Below are 19,845 nucleotides of genomic sequence, written 5' to 3'. Positions count from 1 at the left end.
GATCGAGCCTGTCGAGAACCTACACAGGCACCCGGAACGTAAACGTGGTGCCGTGCCCCAGCTCGCTGTCCACCTGGATGGTGCCGCCGTGGGCGTCCACAATGGCTTTGCTGATTGACAGCCCCAGCCCCACCCCGGGGATGGCAGTCCGGCGCACGCTGCTGGTCCGGAAGAACTTGGCGAACACTTCGGCCTGGTCCTCACTGCTCATGCCCATGCCGGTGTCGCTGACGCGGCAAGCCAAATGGCCGTTTTCCTGCGCCAGGGTCACCACCACACTGCCGCCGTCGGGCGAGTATTTGATGGCGTTCGACACGAGGTTGTCCAGCACCTGCGAGATTCGGGGGCCGTCCACATGGGCGTCCAGCCGGAACGGTGCGTCGGCTTTGAGCACCACGCGGGCGGCGTCGGCCTTGGGTATCGCGGCCGAGACACTGGCGCGCACCAGTTCGGCCACGTCCACGGCGTGCGGCGTGACGATCAGCTGGCCGTTCCTGGTTGCGAGCAGGTCGGAAACGAGGGTGAGGAGCCGTTCTGAATTGCGTCGGATGATATTCAGCGGTTCGAGCTGGTCCTCCCTGGGGTCGTCCTCCAGCAGGATTTCCACATAGCCCAGGATGGATGTCAGGGGTGTCCGGAACTCGTGGGAAACACTGGAGACGAATTCGTCCTTGGCGGCCAGGGCATTCACGAGGTCCGTCACGTCGCCGAAGACAATGACGGATCCCGCGAACTGTCCGTCCGAGTCCGTCATGGCGCGGGCGCTGGTGGTGATGGCCCGCTGTTCTTTTCCGGCGCCCAGCCAGACCAGGTAGTCCGTGAAAGTTTCACCGAGCACAGCCCTGCGCACCGGCCGATCCTGCACAGGGACCAGGGTGGTGCGGTCAGCGGCGAAGACCAGCAGTTGCGACTCGTTCGGATCATCGATGTCCTTGGGGCGGGCCAGTTCATGGTTGGCCCGCTGTTTACGGTTCATCAGGATGTCGTGGCCGGCCGCGTCCACGGCCAGGACGCCCAGGTGAACGGTGTCCAGGACGGAGTTGAGAAGTGCCTCCTGCCGCTGGGCGCAGAGCAGGCTGGCCTGCAGTTGCTCATCCTTCTCCTCCAGGGTCCGCTGCTGGCGCATCATGCTGAGGGTGAGAACGCTGACCGATACTCCGATTCCGAGCATCATCACGGGGATAAGCAGAGATTTGGCCAGACTGGGACCGGACACGTTTCCGTCGATGAACAGGGGGACCCAGATGATTGCCAGCGGCCCGAGGAAAGACAACCATAGCGAGAGCCTTGGGTAGTAGCCTGAGGCGCAGAGCCAGATGACCGGAAAGACCGCCAACAGGCTGAGTCCGGTCAGGCTCTCCTGCCCGCCCTCCCGGCCCACCGCGATGGAAGCAAAGTCCAGCAGCGGGATGGCCAGGAAGCTGGTGTAGGGCAGCCGGTCCCATGGCACCAGATAGCACAGTGCCATGATGGCCATTTGAGAGGCCAGGAAGGCCACAAAGAGCGGATTGTCCATTGTCCCTGGGAAAAACGCCCACATCAGGAACGCTGTAAGTAGCGTGGTGATGAACAGCGGCGCCTGGCTCAGAACTACCCTGTCGGTCAGCCGGTATTCGTCGAACTGCCGTCGAAATAACCGGTGGCGGCCCGATGCCCACGCCTTTGGCTCACTCATGTACGACGGCCAGGAGTGTCAGGGTTGTGAGACGCATACCAACAGAGTATCGGCACCGAGCTATACTTCTCACGTTGTCAAGCTGGCTGAGGGGGCTTGTATGAGTGAAGCACGAGTGGGCCTGGTCATCGAGGATGACCAGGATATCCGTGAGCTGGTCCGCGCGGTCCTGACCCAGGCTGGGTTTGAAGTAAGCGTCGCCGCTAGCGGCGTTGAAGGAGTTTTGGCGGCAAAAACGCTCAATCCTGATGTCATCACGCTAGATCTGGGGCTGCCGGATATTGACGGTTTTGAGGTCTCCCGCCAGATCCGGGAATTCTCTGACGCCTACATCGTGATGCTTACGGCACGGGCGGAAGAACTGGACACCTTGATCGGTCTTGAGTCCGGGGCTGATGACTACCTCACCAAGCCGTTCCGCCCACGGGAGCTCCGTGCTCGGATCGCGGCGATGATGCGCCGGCCCCGTTCACTCCCGGACCCTGGGGCAAACGCGCCCGAAGCCGATCAGCCAGCCGACGCCGGGACGGGAAATGGCCGCTACAGCCACAACGGCCTGGATCTGACGTACTCGTCGCGGTCGGTCAGTGTGGACGGCCAAGAACTCAACCTGACCCGCACAGAGTTTGAGCTGCTCTACGCCCTGCTCGAGGCGGGACGGACTGTCCGGACCAAATCGGATCTGGTGCGTCGCCTCCGGGAGGAGGATTACGACGTCGGCAGTTACATCAGCGAGGCAGATGAACGTTCGGTGGAAGTCCACATGGGAAATCTCCGTAAGAAGCTCGGTGATTCACCGCAGCGTCCCCGCTGGCTGCAGACCGTACGGGGCGTCGGCTACCGGCTGGCGCCCGCGGAGCGCTGAGCCTCCAAACGGTTAAGCGTCTGGCGGCAGCACAGGTTGATGGGCCGGAGGTAGTCGGCGGCCAGCCGGGGCAGCGCAACCGAGGGCTCCTCGCGGGGCGCGTCCTCGCGGATGCAACGTTCGAGGTCTATTGCCAGCCCCGCCAGCCGCTCGGCGCCGACCATTTGGCTCGACGTCTTGAGGCTGAGGATGGCGTCCACGGCGCCCGGGAGGTCTCCGGTGGTCAAGGCAAGGCGAAGCTTGCCGATCCGGACCGGTAAGTAATCGATGAAGTTGCCCACGAAAACGGTGCAGTAGCCTTCGTCCTCATCCAGTTCGTTACGGAGCCGGTCAAGGACGGAAGGATCCACCAAGGGCCGCCCAGCATCGTCGGAGGGAGCCATTTCTGTCCTTTCCGTTTTGGTCCTGCCACTCCAGAAAACTGGGGCGGCAGCGTGGGTCCGTCGTCATCTTCAGAGTAGATCTCTTCCCTTGTCCTGTGGCAGTTCGGAGCCAAGATTGGGGGTTTTTTGGGGAGACTGCGGGTTTTGCTGTAGCAGTCATCTTCGCTGGTGCCGATCAATTCGGGCGCGGGCAAACGCTCAAGATTGGCTCAACTTCGGGCAAGCGCTTCCTAGGCGCCGAGAAACTCCACAAGCTGGGCTTCGAGGGCAGAACCGTCCTTCAGGCCGCACTCCCACACGGTCAGGACCTGCCAGCCGGCAGCCTCCAACTGGCGGCGCTGCTGGGCGTCCCGATCCCGGGTCCGCGCGCGTTTGGCTTCCCAGAAAGCGGCGTTCGCTTTGGGGGCGTGCTGGCCCACCCGGCAGTCGTGCAAATGCCAGAAGCAGCCGTTGACGAAGATGACCTTGCGCCGCCCCGCGAAGACCAGGTCCGGGTTTCCAGGCAGGCGGACTTTGCCGGCTTTGCCGTGCAGGCGGTAGCGGAAGCCCTTGGCATGCAGAAGGCGGCGCACCAGTAATTCCGGCTTGGTGTTCTTGCCCCGGATGCGGGACATGTTCCAGCTCCGCTGCTCGGGCGTCAGCCTGTCCGCCATGGTTCCAGTCTAAGGAGCTCCTAAAGTTCGAGCTCCGGCTGTTCTCCGAACTGGAAGTGGCGGCCGCTGACCGACGTGGGCACGATCTCCACGTAGAAGTCCTTGAGTGTGGGGACCCAGGTCTTGAGCTCCAGCGCGTTAACGGCGTCAAGTTCCGCCGAGTGGGTCAGGACCCGCGCAGTTCCCCGGAGCACAACGGACCAGGCCTCATCAGACAGGATGCCGTCCGTTTCAAAGAGCACCTTGGAGTTGATGGTGAGCTGGGCGAGCTTGTTTCCGGGCGCCGTCCTGAGGTAGACCTTCCGGCCTGACGTCACGTAATTCACGGGGAAAATGTCCGGTTCGCCGGCGACGGAGACTACTATCCGGCCATGCTTGGTTGCATCCAGAAGTTGCCAGGATTCCTTGTCGTCGAGTTCCAGGACCGGGTTGCCGTCTGCATGGGGGAACATCATACGAACCATTGTTCGACGTTCGGTAGAAGAATTCTAGGTTTGGGGAGGAATTCGTTGCAGGGCATTTCCAGCCGTCCTTGACGTGAGCAGTCCGCCGACCAACCCAGCGGGGTCACCTGGACTTTCATACGGCGCCGGCACGTGGCGCAGTAGCGCGGGGGTTCCAGCTGCAGCAGCACCTCGCACTGCCGGTGCGGGTCCGACGGCGGTGGTGCACCGCCGTCGGACGCCCCGCCGCAGTGCCCGCAATAGTCACTGTTGATTGAGCTTCCCGAATCCTGCGTGGATGCGCCGGTGGTTGAGGGCATTGGGACCGGGCTCATAGTGACTTCTGGGGTTCCTTGATGGGCATGTTGAGTCCCACGAGGAGGTTGAGGCCTGAGTTGGCGGGGCGGCCGAGGGTGGTGAGGTAGTTGCCGACGATGACGGCGTTGCCGAGCGTCAGTTCGCGGCCGCCGGCGTAGCGGAGCACGGTCCGCGGCATGGCCAGGCGGAAGGCGGCGATGGCGCGGAGGGCGTCCTTGCCGTCCATCAGGGCCTGGTTCTCCAGCGGGGTGCCGGGCCTGGGGTTGAGGAAATTTAGCGGGACTTCTTGGGGTTCGAGGGCGGCGAGTTCGGCGCGTTGTTCGAGGGTCTCGCCCATGCCGATCAGCGCGCCGCAGCACAGTTCCATGCCGGCGCCCTTGACCATGTTGCAGGTCTCCAGGCGTTCCTCGTAGCTGAGGGTGGTGACGACGTCGGGGAAGTAGCTGCGGGCGGTTTCGAGGTTGTGGTTGTAGCGGTGCACGCCACACTCAGCGAGCAGGTCGACCTGGCGTTGGGTGAGCATGCCCAGGGAGCAGGCGATGTTGATGTCCACGGCTTCGCTGATGCGGTCGATCGCGAATTTGATCTGGTTCATCAGTTTGATGTCGGGGCCGCGGACGGCGGCGACGATCCCGCTGAGGCTAGTTCGGCTGGAAGCAAGGGAAATTGTGGGGTTTCTACAAGGGCGACAGGGACTGTTTGTTGACCGCGTGCGTAATTGCTTTGTCACATTCGCTGCCCAAGGCCTTTAGTGCAGCCAGGTTGTCTGTGACTTCGTATAGCTCCCGCGGAGTGGTGGAACCGTTGGCGGGGAGGCTGTGGATAACTTTGATCGCTCCGATGTGTCCTGGGTTACCCTTAAGTCATTGTTCGGAGCGAAGCGTCTTGAAACTATCGGGGGATTAGCTGCCCATGACATCGCACAACTCTCTTATGGCCCGGCGGTTGCGCTTGGTACTGGCCGCCACTGTTGCGGCGGCTGCCCTGGCGCTTTCCGGCTGCAATACCGGGGGCGAGCCCGGCGGAACGGTAACCGAGTCGCCGTCCGCAACCCAGACGGCAACTGCCGGTCCTACGCCGACTCCGACCGAAGCTCCGGCTTACGTGCCCGCCTCGGCCAGCGGCCGCGCCCAGAACGTGCCTGTGCCGGTACTTCCGGACGTCGCGAAGACGGAGACGAAGGAAGGGCTGGAGGCGTTCGCCCGGTATTGGTTTGAGCTGTTGACTTATGGCTATGAAACCGGCGATACAAACCAAATTTCGGCCATCACGAGTACCGATTGCACCATGTGTGAACGTGCGAAGGAGGTCCAACGCGGGTGGCACAGCGAGGGTCGGTGGTTGGAGGGAGGCCGAGTACGTGTACCTGCCGTTTCCACAACTTTCCGGGTTGCCGCTGATGGCAACTACCAAGTCGCGGTGCAGGTATCGCAGGAAGCCATGTCGTACTACGACGCCGATGGCTCGCTGGACAGTACAGAGCCGAAAACGACTGACTCCGGAAGCCTCATGCTGGTGGTCTTCAAGAATGGATCATGGTTCGTGAACACCATCGAGCCGATCGTGGGCTGAACGGTGGCTCCATCGCTTCGTCGGCTGGCCCTCGTCGTCGCCATATGCGGAATACTTGTCTCTACCGCTCCGTCGGGCTGGGCTGTAGCAGGCCGCCTACCCTCTTCTGAACCGCCCGCAAATGGTGTACCGCCTCTGAAGGGTCGGTGGACTGCGGATAGCGCGGAAATTATAGGGTGGCGTCCTGACGCCGTAAGCGGCGACTTCACAAAACAGCTGGCCGGGACAGTATCTACCGACCCCAACAACTATAAGTACGAGCTTCAGTGTCACCTTGGCGACGGCGACTTCGACTCAGTGTGCTTAGGTTATCAAATTGAATGCCGGAACGGGCCGGGCGGCCAAGAAGGCATTCCCGTTATCTGGTATTCCATGCCAAGAGGTGTTCCTGGCGCTGTATGGGCCATCCATTCAGGACCTACCTGCCTTTACGACCCTCAACCGGAAGACCTTCTGCCGCGAATAGCTGCAGATATCCAAAAGCAGTTCGAGAGCCTCCCGATCGACGCCGGAACAGTCGTCGCCCAGCCCAGCCCGCATACACTCCGCGGCGCCGAAACGAACTTCTATGCAGACGCCGCGGAGCAGCAATTTGACGTAACGATGTTCGGGCAGAAGGTGCACGTCGTGGCCACCCCGGTCCAGTACACCTGGAACTACGGTGACGGCACCGTGTTCGGCCCGCAGCCTTCCATGGGTGGGCCCTTGCCGCAGGACCGCTGGGGTGTGAAAACTCGGACCAGCCACGTCTATGCGGAAACGGGCGACTTCCAAGTAGTTCTCACGACTTCATTCCAGGGCACCTACTCCGTGAACGACGGACCCCCGTTGCCTATCCCCGGCCAAGGACAGTTCAGCACGCCGCCGCAGACCATCAGCGTCTGGCGCTCCATCACCCGGAATTACGCCGACGACTGCAACCAGAACCCGCAGGGCCAGGGTTGTCCAGGTGTGGCATCGGACAAGTAGCCCCACAGGTCCAACGCTGAAGTGACGGCGCTCTCGCCCGGAATAGATGCGGACGCTCACAAGTTGGGCCCAGCAGTACCAATTCCCCTGCGAAAGGAACTGCCCATGCTGTTTTCCCCCTTGGCTCTCGGCGAGCTTGAACTGTCCAACCGCCTGGTCATGGCGCCGCTGACCCGCCTGCGTGCGGGCGAGGAGGGTGTGCCTGGACCGCTACTCGAGGAGCACTACCGCCAGCGCGCTACCCTGGGCCTGATCGTCAGCGAAGGCACTTACCCGAGCCCCGCCGGACGCTCCTACCCTGGCCAGCCCGGACTGGTCACGGAACAGCAGATCGCGGGCTGGAAGAAGGTCACCGATGCCGTCCACGCCGAGGGCGGCCGGATGTTTGCACAGGTCATGCACGGCGGACGGGTGTCCCATGAGGACATCACCGGCGGCCATACCCTTGTTGCTCCGAGCGCGGTCGCCATTGACGGCGAAGTCCGAACCCCGTCCGGTAAGAAGCCGTACCCCATGCCTCACGCACTGACCAGCGACGAACTGCCCGTCGTGATGCAGGAGATCGTCACCGGTGCGCTCAACGCGATCGAAGCAGGCTTCGACGGCGTGGAATTGCACTCGGCGAACGGGTACCTGCTGCACGAATTCCTGGCGCCCAACTCCAACCTGCGTGACGACAGCTACGGCGGTTCGCCGGAGAACCGGGCCCGTTTTGTGATCGAAACGGTCAACGCCGTGGTTTCCGCGCTGGGCGCCAGCCGCGTCGGCATCCGCATCTCGCCCCAGCACAACGTGCAGGGCATCGCCGAAGTAGACGCGGCCGATGTCCGCGCCACCTATGAGGTGCTGGTGGATAGCATTGCCCCGCTAAACCTCGCGTACCTCAGCGTCCTCCACCACGAGCCGACCAGTGAATTGGTCCAGGACCTCAGGGCGCGCTTCAACGGCGCCTTCCTGGTGAACTCGGGCTTCGGCACCGTGACCACCCGGGAGGAAGCGGCGAGTCTGGTGGCCAACGGCCACGCCGACGCCGTGGTGGTGGGACGGCCCGCCATTGCCAACCCGGACCTCGCGCGACGCTGGAAGGAAAACCTTCCCCTCAATGAACCGGACCCCTCCACGTTCTACGCAGACAGCTCTGCTGGCTACACGGATTATCCGGTGCACAGCGGCCAGTAGCGGTCCCAAACCCGAATAAAACGACGACGGCGGCACCCGGCTTTGGGTGCCGCCGTCGTTGGCTGCTCGGTGTGCTGTCCCGGCAGCTTGAACCAAAGCCATCCGACGGCTGTTTGGCTCTTTTTGCAAAAGTTGGCCCGCTCGGGCTCGTGAAAGCCGAGCGGTAACGCTAGGATACTCCAGCGAATGGACTATTGCTAGGGGTCTACAGAAACGCTTCGCGGCCCGTTCCTTCGCGCATGACGAGCTGGTCGTCCTGGATGGAAACAAGCAGGCTCTTGGGCTTTCCGCTGACTTTGGTGATGGCTTTGAGGCCACGGTTAGTCACTTCCACCCCCACCTGCGCCCCTTTTGCGGGCAACTCGATGGACGTTTCGAACGCTTCCCCCAGGAGAGGGTTGGTAGTGACGCCCTCGTCGCGGCGGACTTCTTTGCCGTTGACCATGACGGTGATGTTGGCCTCGTCGAATCCGTCCTGAAAAACGATGAGCAGTTCCCGCATGGTGTCCTCTTCCTCGAGAGTAATTAACGGTGACGGCATATCAACTACAGCACTTCACAGGCCGGAGCGGAATAGCCGGTCAGTCGAGTCTGTCTGAGCGGCACCGCTGGAGACGGTCAGGCCGGTAAGGCAAAATGTTCTGGTGACCCAACTCCCGCACGCCCCGTCCAAACCCACGTCCGCGGAAACTCCGGACAGCGCCATCCACGCCCAGATCGCCGCTGAGCTCGGCGTGAAGACCTGGCAGGTCAAAGCCGCCGTGGAATTGCTCGACGGCGGGTCCACCGTCCCGTTCGTCGCCCGGTATCGCAAGGAAGCCACCGGGACGTTGGATGACACCCAGCTCCGGGAACTCGACGAGCGTCTGCGCTACCTCCGCGAACTCGAGGACCGCCGTCGTACTGTCCTGGAGGCGATCGCCGCGCTAGGCCAGCTGTCCGCCGAGTTGCAGACATCGATCCTGGCCGCGGACACGAAGTCCCGGCTCGAGGACATCTACCTTCCGTTCAAGTCCAAGCGGCGCACCAAGGCACAGATCGCACGCGAAGCTGGCTTGGAGCCGCTCGCTGCGTCGCTGCTGAAGCGGCCCGATCTGGATCCAGAGCGCGAGGCAGCCAAGTTCCTGAACGCCGAGCATTCCATTGACGACGCCGCGGCCGCGCTCGCCGGCGCGAGGTCCATCCTCGTGGAGCGGGTGGCCCAGGATCCGGACCTTGCCGCCAACCTGCGGGAGCGGCTCTGGACCCAGGGGCGAATGGTGTCGCGCGTAAAGAAGGGCAAGCAGGCTGACGGGCAGAAGTTCGCCGATTACTTTGAGTTCGCGCAGGTGCCGTCGGGAATGCCGTCTCACCGCGTGCTCGCACTGCTGCGTGGTGAGAAGGACGGCGTTCTGGAACTGGATCTCGCGGAGGGCGATCCTACTAACGACGACGCCCTCGCCGCTGCGCAATCGCGTTTCGAGGCTGCGGTGGCCAGATGCCTCGGGGTGGCCGACCGCGGCCGTCCCGCAGATGCCTGGCTGATGCAGACCGCGCAGCTTGCCTGGCGCTCGCGGGTGCTTGCCCGGCTGACCGCCGACCTTCGCAGCCGGATGTTCACCGCCGCCGAGGATGAGGCTGTGCGGGTTTTCGCAGCCAACCTGCGGGACGTTCTGCTGGCCGCACCCGCCGGCAACCGCGCGACTCTTGGCTTGGACCCGGGGCTGCGGACCGGCGTGAAGGTGGCCGTTGTGGACGGCACGGGCAAGGTAGTGGCCACGGACACCGTGTACCCGCACGCGCCGGCCCGGAAATGGGATGAGGCACTGGCAACTCTGGTCGGTCTCGCCCGGAAGCACAACGTTGAGCTGGTGGCCATCGGCAACGGCACGGCGTCCCGCGAGACGGACAAGCTCGCCGCGGAACTGATTAAGATGCTGCCGGCTGCTGAGAAGAAACCGCAGAAACTTGTGGTCTCCGAGGCCGGGGCGTCGGTGTATTCGGCGTCGGCGCTGGCCGCGGCCGAGCTGCCCGGCATGGACGTTTCCCTGCGCGGTGCGGTGTCCATCGCCCGGCGCTTGCAGGATCCGCTCGCCGAATTGGTGAAAATCGACCCCAAATCCATCGGGGTGGGGCAGTACCAGCACGACGTCACCGCATCGAAGCTGGATCGCAGCCTGGACGCGGTGGTGGAGGACTGTGTCAACGCGGTGGGCGTGGACGTGAACACGGCGTCCCCCGCGCTGCTGAGCCGCGTGGCCGGTGTCGGGCCTTCGCTGAGCGAAAACATTGTGGCCTACCGGAACGAGCACGGACCGTTCGCCAAACGCAGTGAACTGAAGAAAGTGCCCCGGCTCGGAGCCAAGGCCTTTGAGCAGTGCGCGGGCTTCCTGCGGATCACCGGGGGAGCGGAGCCATTGGACGCTTCGAGCGTGCACCCTGAGTCGTACGCCGTTGCCCGCAAGATCCTGGGGGCGGCCGGGGCTGCGCCGGCGTCGTCGCTGGACCCACGCGCCTTTGTGGATGGGACGTTTGGCCTGCCCACGGTGCAGGACATCCTGGCGGAGCTGGACAAGCCCGGCCGGGACCCGCGCCCCGCATTTGCCGCGGCGACCTTTTCCGAGGGCATCGAGAAGATCTCCGACCTGGAGCCCGGCATGGTGCTCGAAGGGACGGTGACCAACGTGGCCGCGTTCGGCGCCTTTGTGGACGTGGGGGTGCATCAGGATGGCCTCGTTCACGTGTCTGCCTTGGCGAACCGGTTCGTCTCCGACCCGCGCGAAGTAGTGAAGTCAGGGCAGGTGGTGCGGGTGAAGGTGCTGGAAGCCGACCCGGAACGCAAACGGATTTCACTGACGTTGCGGCTCGACGACGAACTGTCACCTCCCCGGACACGTGCAGCGGCTGTGGGGCCGGACAGGGGTGCGCCGGCCGGTGGGCGGCCGGTAGGCAACTCTCTGGAACGTGGCGGTCGGGAACGCACACGCCACGAACGTGGCAAGGGTGCGGCGAGGCAGTCGGGTGGGAACCCGGATACACCAATTTCAAAGTCGACGCCGGAGCCGGGGCCGGTAAGTACGGCTATGGCCGAGGCGCTGCGGAAGGCTGGTCTGGGCAAATAGTTCGGGCGGCGGTGGTACTGCTCTCTCGGAACAGGTCCGGGCGCTACGTTCCTATCACCCGGGGCCGGCCGAACTGGGTCCGGACTCCGGGAGAAAACAGGACGGATTCGGGCGGTCCGGCCACATGGATTCCCGCGCTGCTGATGAGTCCGTCGTCGAGCAGGGTCACCTTTCCCGGGTGCAGGGGCCAGGGCGCGTGAGTGTTCGGAATGTACAGTGTGCGGCCGCGGAATCTGGTGTGGAGGCCGAACCTCGCGGTCAGGTGAACTGACAGTGGATCGCTGGCCGCCTGGTGCGGCTCCGGCACTGCTGCGAAGTCGCTACGCGCCCCCTGCCCGAACCGCCGGACGGAGTAGCCCGTGGACCCGTCCGCTCGCGATTGGCTGAAACCCGCACGCGACCAGACGTAGGGGATTCCGCCTACCCTCGCTGCCAGAACCACGGCCAGGCGGTTCGCATCCAGGCTCAGGAAGACCACACCCCGAGTGCCATCCGGTTCGCGGGAGTAGAGACGGACATTGATCTCGTTGAAATCCCCAAAGTAGGGTACTGGGGAACCACTGCCGGGTCCTGCCTTCCTCATGCGGAAACCTATCAGGCCCACCCAGGCCGAACCGTCGTATTCATCGGGCATAACACCGGGTGGCATGAATGCTGCCGCCGTCGAAACGGGCAGACGCCAGTGCAGGAACAAGGCATCAGTCCAACGTTGGTCCATGATAATGGGACCGGGCAATTCTGGCGGTTGTGGCCAGAGATCGGGCGCGCTCAACGGGGTATTCATCCCACATTCCCTTCTGCTCCTGCTTGATACGGAACTCCGGTTCCCGATGGTCCCGAACCGGAGCCTGCTGTTTACTCAAGCAGACTTTGCTACCAGTCCGGAAGAGGACCCCGGGGAAGTGGCAGACCAAGATCCTGACCTGTGGTCGTCTTTGCTGGCGGAAGTGGGCGATCATCCGGTGGTGTACCGAATCCGGTGATGTTTGCAGCAGGGCTGGCCGGGATGGGCCACGCCAGTGTTTCCGCGGTTCCCAGGCGAGTAGCTGGTCCGGCCGATCTCCAACGGTGCCCCGTCGCGCGGATCGGTCAGGACGCGGGGGAAGGAGTCGGCGATCAGCTGCCGGGCCATGGACGGCGGGATCGGCCCTTCCGGTCCAGCACGGCGGGCTCGTCCGTCATGCCCATCAGGGCGAGGCTGACAAAAGAAGGGCAGCTTAGGCCTCTACACGCGGGGGCTGGGCACTTTCCTTCTGCCACGGCCAGCGGCCAGTGATTTCAAGCTCCAGCGAGAAGCTCAGGAACGTACGGATGAGAACGATGATCGCCAGCACTCCGACGCTCTCGAAGGTTGGGGTTACGGCCACGGTACGAATGATGTCAGCAGCCACTAGGAGCTCAAGGCCCAGCAGTATGGATCGTCCCAACAGTTGCCGGTAGGCGCGGTAGACCGTCAGTTTTTCAGCCCCGGCGGGCAGCTTTCGGGGCTGGTAACCACGGAAAGCCATGGGAATCGATACAGCTGCACCGATGACCATCACGGCCACCCCGGCGAAGTCCATGTACCTTCCCACGGCTTCAATGATGTGCTGAAAATCCATCGTGCTCCTCGGTTACAGCAGTATGCGTCAGGCAGTTTAGCTTGCGTGTAGCAGTTTAGGCGTGACGCACTCCGGTTCCAGCCAGGACCTCTCGGTAACCTTCGCGGAAAGACGGGTATGCGAAGTCGAAGCCTGTGCTGCGGAGCAAGGCATTACTGCACCGCTTGTTCCCGCCGCGGGCTTCGCCTGTCGGACCAACGGGAGGTTTGGCACATCCCATTTCGGACGCGAGGAACCCGAGCACCTCACCGAGTTCGACAGGTTCGTTGTCTACGCCTATATATACGGGCGCAGGAATGTCTTCCATCGTGGCCAGGTGGACGATCGCTGCGGCAGCGTCGTCGCGGTGGATACGGTTGGTGAAGCGCGGCGGATCGGGGACGAGGGCATTGCCGCTGCGGACCTGGTCAATGAGCCGCGTGCGTCCGGGCCCGTAGATCCCGCCGAGCCGCAGCACAACCGGCGCGGTGCCTGAGTCGCGCAACCGCGAGTCCAGCAGTTCCTCCGCCGCACACAGTATTCGCCCAGAGAATCCCCCAGGTGCCGCCGTCGTGCTTTCATCAACCCAGCCGCCGCCGGCATCCCCGTAGACCGCAGTGGACGAAACGAAAAGCACGCGCTGGGGCGTTACGCCGTCCCGCTCCAGCGCATCCAAAACGTGCGAGAGTCCGTCCACGTAGGCGGACCGGTAGGCCGCTTCTGTAAGTGAGTCGGCAGCAACGGCTACGACGACGGCGGTGATGTCCCCGGGCATGGGCGGCAGATCCAGAGAACTTAGGTCGGCCGCGACACCTTCGATCTCCGCTGGCAGCTTATCCGGCGAGCGGCGCCACCCGACCACTCGATGCCCCGCCGCGGCGAACCGCAGGCCGGCTTCCGTTCCGAGATCGCCGCAGCCGGCCAGGAGAATGGTCATGGCACACAGTCTGCCATCCCCGCCGTCACCACCCGAATTCGCGGCAGAGGTCAGGGCACAGGAAGCTTGGAAACCACCGCGGGAGTGGGAAGGGGAACCGGCTGCGGCTGGGCCGAAAGTTGCGAAAGCACGTTCGTGAGCACAACAAGGGCCAAAACGATGAGTGCCAGCCGGAAGAGCGCCCCCAGACAGCTTTGACCCTTCTTCGGTGTCCTGCGTGCTGCCCTTGGCCGGGCTGCTGACCGCAGAACCGTGTGCGGGTCATGGGCAGGGTCACGGACGGTGCGCCAGCGTGCCAAGGATGTGGCTGGGCCTGGAGCATGAGTAAAATCCGATGGCCCGGCCGGTACGTTCCCGGTGGTTAGCAGCGGCGGACTCGAGGTTCCTGCGAGCAAATTTGTCAGGTGATGGTGGATGGCTCCGACTGTGTCCGCATCCAGCACAGCGGGGACAGCACTGATGGCTTCGCGGACGGTGTCTATGCCTTGGAGCCTCGCACCGCTGGAAGTGGACCCTTGGAGGCCAGGTTGACCAACCATGCATAGCCACGCGCGTACGTGGCGGCGGTGCTGCGGTTCCAGAAGGGCCGCTACCGCTGCGCCTTGCTCCAGCACTCCCGCCACCTCCCGCTCGCGCGAGTAACCGTTCTGCCGCAGGACGCCGTTACGGAGATGAACGTCGCCTGACCAGTTCTTGGCATCGATCACGATGACGCCACCCGGGCCTATCAGGACGTGGTCAAGGTTGGCTTTGGGCCGTCCGGGCCAATGCACGTCGTGGAGGGCCATCCAGCCCTCGGACTGAAGCGACTCCAGCATTCCGGCAACACGGGCTTCGCCAGCGGCACCCGCCGCCCACGCCCGTTCAGCCTTTTCTGCGTAATCGAGCTGCCGGCGGAGTTTGGCCGCCCGTTCAGCCGCCATCCGCGCCTGTTCCGCGGCTCGGTCGCCTGCCCCCATAATTAGCCCCCATGCTGATGGTGCGGGCTGCCCGCACTTGAGGATTACTGTAAGCGATAATTTTGCGTCGCCGTGCAGTTCCCAGCCGTCGAGTTTCCAGCGGCTTCAGGGGATCGCCGCCAAATGTGGCTTATCAGGGAGCCGGCACCGGGAAGAACACGCGGGGATCCTGCAGGAGCGCCGGGTAATCGAACGCGGACCGGTCGATCACCTCGGTGACACTGAAGTTGCGGCCAAAGCGGCCATCGTCGAGCGTGATGGGCCGGCCGAGGACCTGCCCCACGGCGAACTTGCGGCCATCCTCGAACGAAACGGCAACGGTGGTCTTGCCGGGCAGCGTGGCGAACGCTTCCTCCTGGGCCTGGCGCTTTCGCGTGGGCTTCTTCACAAGCTTGGGAGGCAGTTTGCGCGGCTGCTTGGAGGGGCGGCGTGACCCGTCGTCGATGTACACGGGGGAGTAGCCATCGGCGTCGGGCGCGTCAGCAGCAGGATTGGCACGGCGGACCGGCGGCAGCGCCACAGTGTCCAGTGTCTGCGGATCGATCCCGGGGTGCGGGTCGCGGAGGATCCACAGGAAGTCGTCCTCCGGTTCTGCCGGATGGAACTCATGCTTGGGCTCTGGCCAGATATAGTCCAGGTCCAGGTCGGCGTCCGGGAACACCGCCTTGTAGAATTTCGGTTCTTTGTGGACCAGCTTCGCGCGGTGGCTCAGGTGGAAGTCAGGGTTCCCCAGCCACTCCGGCATGGGAATCCTGGCAGCGTAGTCCGGGTGCGCTGCCTGGGGCGCGAACTCGGTGATGTTGGCGCGGGTGTTGTCTGCGTGGCCGCGGGAGGTCCACTCGTCCACCATCGCCAGGCCATACAGGGTCAGCGCCGGCACGTGGCCCATCCACATGCGGACGGCAGGGTGGGTCTGCCAGCCGTACTCGGGAATCACCAGAGCCCGGAGGGTCTGCAGCGCCTCGACACGCTGCTTGCCAAGCCTGGCAGTGTCCAGTGCTGCGGCGCTCTGCCGGAAATCGGGATACGGAAGGAAGGTTTGCATCCCTTCAGTCTGACGGCACGCGGCGGATGTGCCAATTGCTGTGCCCGCCGCCACATGGGCAGGCTCCTGCGAACGCGCGCGGTGTTCACATAGTGGACCGATACATACAAAGGGTGCCGCTACCCACTATGATCACCGAAACACCCCGCTAGCCTGGAGCCCCCTCATGACCAATTCTTCTGTTACGACCCCCGGCAGCGCGCAGCCTTTCACACCCAAGTTCGGGCAGCTGCTCAGCCCGGAGGCCAAGGGCATCCTGGTCCTTGACGAATTTACCCTTGACCCGGCCGAAGCGCGGAAGGAGCAGCACGGCTTTCTTGCCGCCATGGCATCCGTCGCGCTGACCCTTCGCCGGATCGTTGCGCTCCGTGTGGTGATTGCGCTGGTTGCCATCGGCAACCTGCCCCTGTTCCTGCTGAGTAGCGGCTGGTGGATCTATGCGGTTTCGCTGGCACTGGTAGTCTCTGTCCACCTGGCGGTTTCCTGGCTCAACAAGCACGAACCCAAGGTGCGCCATCGCCAGATGCTGCAGCTTCACCTGCACCGCGAACGCAGCAGCAATTACCGCAAGGTCCGCGACGCCGTGAAATACATGATCGACACACCCAGCCGCATGAACGAACACCTCTACCTGGAACTGCTCGCGGCCAAGCGCGTGGCGCTGAACGTCGCCCACGGTACGGTGGCGCTGCTGGACACCAGCGACGCCGCTGCCTGGAAGGTGCGCATCGTCCGGGAAATTCCGGCGGCCGCTTAAGAAGCAGCTGAGAACAACCTCAGAACGTACGACGCCGGAACTCCCTTGGGTGGGGAGCTCCGGCGTCGTTTTTTCTTTCGTCTGTTGTCCCGGGGAAGGGAAACGGAAGGCCCCGGGGACGACGGCAGGCTTAGGCGGGGAGCTGGATGACCTGCCCGGCGAACACAAGGTCCGGATCGGCAATGGAGTCCAGGTTGGCGTCGGCCGGTTTCTCCCAGCCGCCTTCGACGCCGAGCTTATCCGCCACGATGCTGAGGGTATCGCCCGGATCCAGGGTGTAGGTTTCGCCGCTCAGCGCCGGTGGTGCAGCATGCTGGGGGATTTCCGCAGCAGCTGGCGGCGCTGCGACATCATCGGCTGGTCCCTGCATATCGCCCTGGGTGGCCGGCGGCTGGTGGACCGGCACGTTCTGGACTGGGACGCTCTGTGCTGGGACATTCTGGACCGGGACGCTCTGCGGGGCAACCGCCGTCGCACCACCCCCGCCGCTCAAACCCAGCTGGGCAGCGCACGACGGATTGTGGTGTTTTTCATGTGATGCTCCTGAAGGCCGCCTGCGCTCGGTCCGTCCCAGGAGGTTATCGCGCCGCTGCCCGCCCCTGACGAATCGAGGTCATTTTCGGTGTCTGCCGGCCGGGCAGTTCTGGTGGAGGCAGCACCGGGCATTCATTCGCCCGCTTGGCGGGCTTGCATTTCACGCTAGGACATCACGGGGCCGTTATCAAACTGAGATGAATTCTGGAGATCAGCTGGTGGCTCGCTGGCGGAGTACCGCCGCCAAGTAAGGCGCGGTGCGGCCGTGGGAAGAACCTGCGACGGCGGCGGCGGTTCCGGCAGCAACAATCCGTCCGCCCGCATCCCCACCCGAGGGGCCAAGGTCGATGACCCAGTCCGCGCCCGCCACAACGTCCATCTCGTGTTCGACCACCACCACGGTGTTGCCGCTGTCCACCAGGCCGTGGAGCTGTGCCATCAGCAGTTGGACGTCGGCGGGATGCAGCCCGGTGGTTGGTTCGTCCAGAAGATAGAGCGTGTGGCCTCGGCGGGCGCGTTGGAGTTCGGTGGCGAGCTTGATGCGCTGGGCCTCGCCGCCGGACAGTTCGGTGGCAGGCTGGCCGAGGCGGAGGTAGCCCAGGCCCACATCGCGGAGGCTCTTCAGGCTGCGGGCAGCGGCGGGAATGTCAGCCAGGAACCCGGCGGCGGCGTCAACGGTCAGGCGCAGTACATCGGCCACGTTTTTGCCGCGGTAAGTCACCTCAAGGGTCTCTGGGTTGTAGCGTGAACCGTCGCACTCAGGACAGGGACCGTAGCTGCCGGGAAGGAAGAGCAGTTCAACGGCGACGAAGCCCTCGCCCTGGCAGGTCTCGCAGCGGCCACCGGCCACGTTGAAGGAGAATCTCCCCGCGCCGAATCCACGTTCCCGGGCCTGGTCGGTGCCGGCGAACTCCTTGCGTACAGCGTCAAAGAGGCCGGTGTAGGTGGCCAGGTTAGAGCGTGGTGTCCGGCCGATGGGCTTCTGATCCACAGTGACCAGCCTGTCGATCCGGTCCATGCCGTTGACCGGCCCCACCGTCAGCGCTGGTGAGGAGTCTGCCCGGTCCGTTTGGGCCGGTTCCGGCGCGGGATGGTTCCTCAGGCTGGAGCCCGCCACGTCGCCGAGGACATGGCTCACTAGGGTTGACTTGCCGGAGCCGGAAACGCCCGTGACTGCCGTCAGGACGCCCAAGGGGAACCGGGCATCAAGGTCCTTAAGGTTGTGCAGGCTGATTCCAGTCAGTTCCAGCCAGCCATCGGGTTCACGGCCGCGCCCGCGCGGGGCCGGCAACCCGCCGTTGGACGCCCCACCGGACGCCCCACCGGGCGTCCCGTCGAACGCGTCGCCCGCGGACGCGCAGCCCGCAGACGCGCCGCCGTCGAACAGGAACGGGCGGGTGACCGACTCCTCAATGGCGGCAAGCCCGGCGACGGGCCCGCTGTAGAGAACCTCGCCGCCGCCTTCGCCGGCGCGGGGGCCCACGTCCACCAGCCAGTCGGCCCGGCGGACCACGTCCATGTTGTGCTCCACCACGAAGACGGAGTTGCCGGAGGCCTTGAGCTGGTCAAGGACAGCCAGGAGCGGCTCGGCGTCGGCCGGGTGAAGGCCAGCGGACGGCTCGTCAAGCACGTAGATAACTCCGAACAGTCCGGACCGGAGTTGGGTGGCGATCCTCAGCCGCTGCATTTCGCCGGGGGAGAGGGTGGGGGTGGATCGGCCCAGGGCGAGGTATCCGAGGCCGAGGTCCAGGAGCACCGTGATGCGCTGCAGGAGGTCGGCGCTGATGGCGACGGCAACCTCGTTGTCCTCCCCGGAGGACTGCCGCCGGGACGCGGTTCCGGCATCCTTGAGACCGGCAGTGGGACGGATGATCTCGGCCAGTTCCACCATGGGCGCGGCGTTGAGTTCGGCGATGCTTTTGCCGGCGAAGCTCACTGCGAGGGCCTCAGGCCGGAGCCCGGTTCCTGTGCAGCGGGCGCACGGGCCGGATTCCATGAACGCCAGGACGCGCTCACGCATGGCGGCGCTCTGGGAGTCGGCCAGGGTGTGCAGGACGTAGCTTTTGGCGCTCCAGAAGCGGCCCTTGTACGGCTTGGCCACCCGGTCCCGTTCGGGCGTGACTTCGACGACGGGCTGCTCCTCTGTGAACAGGATCCAGTCGCGCTGCTTCTTGGGCAGCTTCCGCCACGGGACGTCCACGTCGTAGCCGAGGTGGCTGAGGATGTCGCGGAGGTTCTTGCCCTGCCAGGCACCCGGCCACGCGGCGATGGCACCCTCCCGGATGGTCAGGCCGGGGTCCGGCACCAGGGACGTCTCGCTGACCGTGTGTGCCACTCCGAGCCCGTGGCATTCCGGGCAGGCGCCCGCCGCAGTATTTGGAGAAAAAGCGTCGGAATCCAGTGGGGCCGCACCGTGCGGATACGTTCCCGCCCTTGAAAACAGCATGCGGAGCGAATTGGACAGCGTAGTCACTGTGCCTACGGTGGAACGGCTGCTCGGTGCGCCGCGGCGCTGTTGAAGCGCGACGGCGGGAGGCAGTCCGGAGATCGTCTCCACCTTGGGATTATGGCCTTGCTGGATGAGGCGGCGTGCGTAGGGGGCCACGGATTCGAAGTACCGGCGCTGGGCTTCGGCGTAGATGGTGCCGAATGCCAGGGACGACTTTCCTGAGCCGGAGACACCTGTGAAAGCCACGATGGAGTCGCGGGGCACATCCACATCCACGTTCCTCAGGTTATTCTCGCGGGCTCCCCGGACCCGGACGAAGCCGTCGGAGAGGTGGCCGGAAGTATGGAGGATAGGTTCGTCAGCCTGCTGAGGGTTCCGCATTGGTTCGACTCTAGCCGTGAAGCGGCCGGTGGGCGATATCCTGAG

The 19,845-nt window shown here is 64.3% G+C and carries 19 protein-coding genes and 2 pseudogenes; 7 read left to right on the top strand and 14 right to left on the bottom strand.

Annotated elements, in window-relative coordinates; all coding sequences use genetic code 11:
* Positions 1 to 19: 19 nt before the first annotated feature.
* Positions 20 to 1,675, bottom strand: coding sequence for a sensor histidine kinase (locus tag ABIB27_RS13160; protein WP_354216161.1), 1,656 nt, complete (start codon positions 1,673 to 1,675; stop codon positions 20 to 22).
* Positions 1,676 to 1,775: 100 nt separating this feature from the next.
* Here ABIB27_RS13160 and ABIB27_RS13155 point away from each other — a divergent pair, with 100 nt between their 5' ends.
* On the top strand, positions 1,776 to 2,540 hold the full coding sequence (locus ABIB27_RS13155; protein WP_354216160.1) for a response regulator transcription factor: 765 nt from the start codon (positions 1,776 to 1,778) through the stop codon (positions 2,538 to 2,540).
* Here the strand turns inward: ABIB27_RS13155 and ABIB27_RS13150 are convergent.
* From ABIB27_RS13150 to ABIB27_RS13135, 5 genes and pseudogenes are all read right to left on the bottom strand, one after another.
* The gene (locus ABIB27_RS13150; RefSeq protein ID WP_354216159.1) at positions 2,513 to 2,923 is read right to left on the bottom strand and encodes an Hpt domain-containing protein; all 411 of its coding nucleotides are present in this window, start codon (positions 2,921 to 2,923) and stop codon (positions 2,513 to 2,515) included. The two genes, ABIB27_RS13155 and ABIB27_RS13150, sit on opposite strands and share 28 nt — an antisense overlap.
* A 230-nt stretch (positions 2,924 to 3,153) precedes the next feature.
* Positions 3,154 to 3,576 carry a very short patch repair endonuclease gene (locus ABIB27_RS13145; protein ID WP_354216158.1) on the bottom strand — a complete coding sequence of 141 codons (423 nt, stop codon included), beginning with the start codon at positions 3,574 to 3,576 and terminating at the stop codon, positions 3,154 to 3,156.
* A 20-nt stretch (positions 3,577 to 3,596) separates the two neighbouring features.
* Complete coding sequence (locus tag ABIB27_RS13140; protein WP_354254008.1) at positions 3,597 to 4,031, bottom strand: pyridoxamine 5'-phosphate oxidase family protein; 435 nt, start codon at positions 4,029 to 4,031, stop codon at positions 3,597 to 3,599.
* Positions 4,028 to 4,339, bottom strand: coding sequence for a biotin synthase auxiliary protein BsaP (gene bsaP, locus ABIB27_RS19465; RefSeq protein ID WP_502909211.1), 312 nt, complete (start codon positions 4,337 to 4,339; stop codon positions 4,028 to 4,030). Before bsaP ends, ABIB27_RS13140 begins: the two co-directional genes overlap by 4 nt.
* Before the next feature lie 11 nt (positions 4,340 to 4,350).
* Positions 4,351 to 4,968: pseudogene (locus ABIB27_RS13135) on the bottom strand (radical SAM protein); the annotation flags it as partial.
* A 302-nt stretch (positions 4,969 to 5,270) separates the two neighbouring features.
* Between ABIB27_RS13135 and ABIB27_RS13130 the strand changes: the two are divergent.
* The 3 genes from ABIB27_RS13130 to ABIB27_RS13120 all read left to right on the top strand — a co-directional run bounded on the left by ABIB27_RS13130 (position 5,271) and on the right by ABIB27_RS13120 (position 8,057).
* Positions 5,271 to 5,909 carry a DUF6318 family protein gene (locus tag ABIB27_RS13130; protein WP_354254006.1) on the top strand — a complete coding sequence of 213 codons (639 nt, stop codon included), beginning with the start codon at positions 5,271 to 5,273 and terminating at the stop codon, positions 5,907 to 5,909.
* 372 nt (positions 5,910 to 6,281) lie between these two features.
* Positions 6,282 to 6,878, top strand: coding sequence for a PKD domain-containing protein (locus ABIB27_RS13125; RefSeq protein WP_354254004.1), 597 nt, complete (start codon positions 6,282 to 6,284; stop codon positions 6,876 to 6,878).
* 105 nt (positions 6,879 to 6,983) lie between these two features.
* Positions 6,984 to 8,057 carry an alkene reductase gene (locus ABIB27_RS13120; protein WP_354254002.1) on the top strand — a complete coding sequence of 358 codons (1,074 nt, stop codon included), beginning with the start codon at positions 6,984 to 6,986 and terminating at the stop codon, positions 8,055 to 8,057.
* Positions 8,058 to 8,262: 205 nt separating this feature from the next.
* On the opposite strand, the gene ABIB27_RS13115 is transcribed toward ABIB27_RS13120, so the two are convergent.
* A complete protein-coding gene (locus ABIB27_RS13115; protein ID WP_354216244.1) occupies positions 8,263 to 8,559 on the bottom strand; it encodes a hypothetical protein in 297 nt (98 codons plus the stop codon).
* A gap of 142 nt (positions 8,560 to 8,701) precedes the next feature.
* Here ABIB27_RS13115 and ABIB27_RS13110 point away from each other — a divergent pair, with 142 nt between their 5' ends.
* Positions 8,702 to 11,158 carry a Tex family protein gene (locus ABIB27_RS13110; RefSeq protein WP_354216153.1) on the top strand — a complete coding sequence of 819 codons (2,457 nt, stop codon included), beginning with the start codon at positions 8,702 to 8,704 and terminating at the stop codon, positions 11,156 to 11,158.
* A gap of 43 nt (positions 11,159 to 11,201) precedes the next feature.
* On the opposite strand, the gene ABIB27_RS13105 is transcribed toward ABIB27_RS13110, so the two are convergent.
* The 6 genes and pseudogenes from ABIB27_RS13105 to ABIB27_RS13080 form a co-directional block, all read right to left on the bottom strand.
* Complete coding sequence (locus ABIB27_RS13105) at positions 11,202 to 11,876, bottom strand: YqjF family protein (protein WP_354216152.1); 675 nt, start codon at positions 11,874 to 11,876, stop codon at positions 11,202 to 11,204.
* 240 nt (positions 11,877 to 12,116) lie between these two features.
* Positions 12,117 to 12,352 (bottom strand): annotated as a pseudogene (locus tag ABIB27_RS13100) (HNH endonuclease signature motif containing protein); the annotation flags it as partial.
* 23 nt (positions 12,353 to 12,375) lie between these two features.
* Positions 12,376 to 12,759 (bottom strand): DUF1622 domain-containing protein, encoded by a 384-nt coding sequence (locus ABIB27_RS13095; protein ID WP_354216151.1) that lies wholly within the window; start codon positions 12,757 to 12,759, stop codon positions 12,376 to 12,378.
* Between the two features lie 55 nt (positions 12,760 to 12,814).
* On the bottom strand, positions 12,815 to 13,675 hold the full coding sequence (locus ABIB27_RS13090; protein ID WP_354216150.1) for an SDR family oxidoreductase: 861 nt from the start codon (positions 13,673 to 13,675) through the stop codon (positions 12,815 to 12,817).
* Between the two features lie 50 nt (positions 13,676 to 13,725).
* A complete protein-coding gene (locus ABIB27_RS13085; RefSeq protein ID WP_354216149.1) occupies positions 13,726 to 14,634 on the bottom strand; it encodes a nuclease-related domain-containing protein in 909 nt (302 codons plus the stop codon).
* 133 nt (positions 14,635 to 14,767) lie between these two features.
* On the bottom strand, positions 14,768 to 15,679 hold the full coding sequence (locus ABIB27_RS13080) for an MSMEG_6728 family protein (RefSeq protein WP_354216148.1): 912 nt from the start codon (positions 15,677 to 15,679) through the stop codon (positions 14,768 to 14,770).
* A gap of 166 nt (positions 15,680 to 15,845) precedes the next feature.
* On the opposite strand from ABIB27_RS13080, the gene ABIB27_RS13075 reads away from it, so the two are divergent.
* Both ABIB27_RS13075 and ABIB27_RS13065 read left to right on the top strand, forming a co-directional pair.
* A complete protein-coding gene (locus tag ABIB27_RS13075) occupies positions 15,846 to 16,436 on the top strand; it encodes a hypothetical protein (protein ID WP_354216147.1) in 591 nt (196 codons plus the stop codon).
* 310 nt (positions 16,437 to 16,746) lie between these two features.
* Positions 16,747 to 16,974, top strand: coding sequence for a hypothetical protein (locus tag ABIB27_RS13065; RefSeq protein ID WP_354216250.1), 228 nt, complete (start codon positions 16,747 to 16,749; stop codon positions 16,972 to 16,974).
* 207 nt (positions 16,975 to 17,181) lie between these two features.
* Here ABIB27_RS13065 and ABIB27_RS13060 read toward each other — a convergent pair whose 3' ends face one another.
* Positions 17,182 to 19,800 (bottom strand): excinuclease ABC subunit UvrA, encoded by a 2,619-nt coding sequence (locus ABIB27_RS13060; protein WP_354216146.1) that lies wholly within the window; start codon positions 19,798 to 19,800, stop codon positions 17,182 to 17,184.
* Between the last annotated feature and the right edge of the window lie 45 nt (positions 19,801 to 19,845).

The sequence above is a fragment of the Arthrobacter sp. UYEF21 genome, assembly GCF_040546085.1.
Classification (GTDB): domain Bacteria; phylum Actinomycetota; class Actinomycetes; order Actinomycetales; family Micrococcaceae; genus Arthrobacter.
Note: the sequence above shows the minus strand (reverse complement) of the source record. Positions and strands in the feature narration are given on the sequence as shown.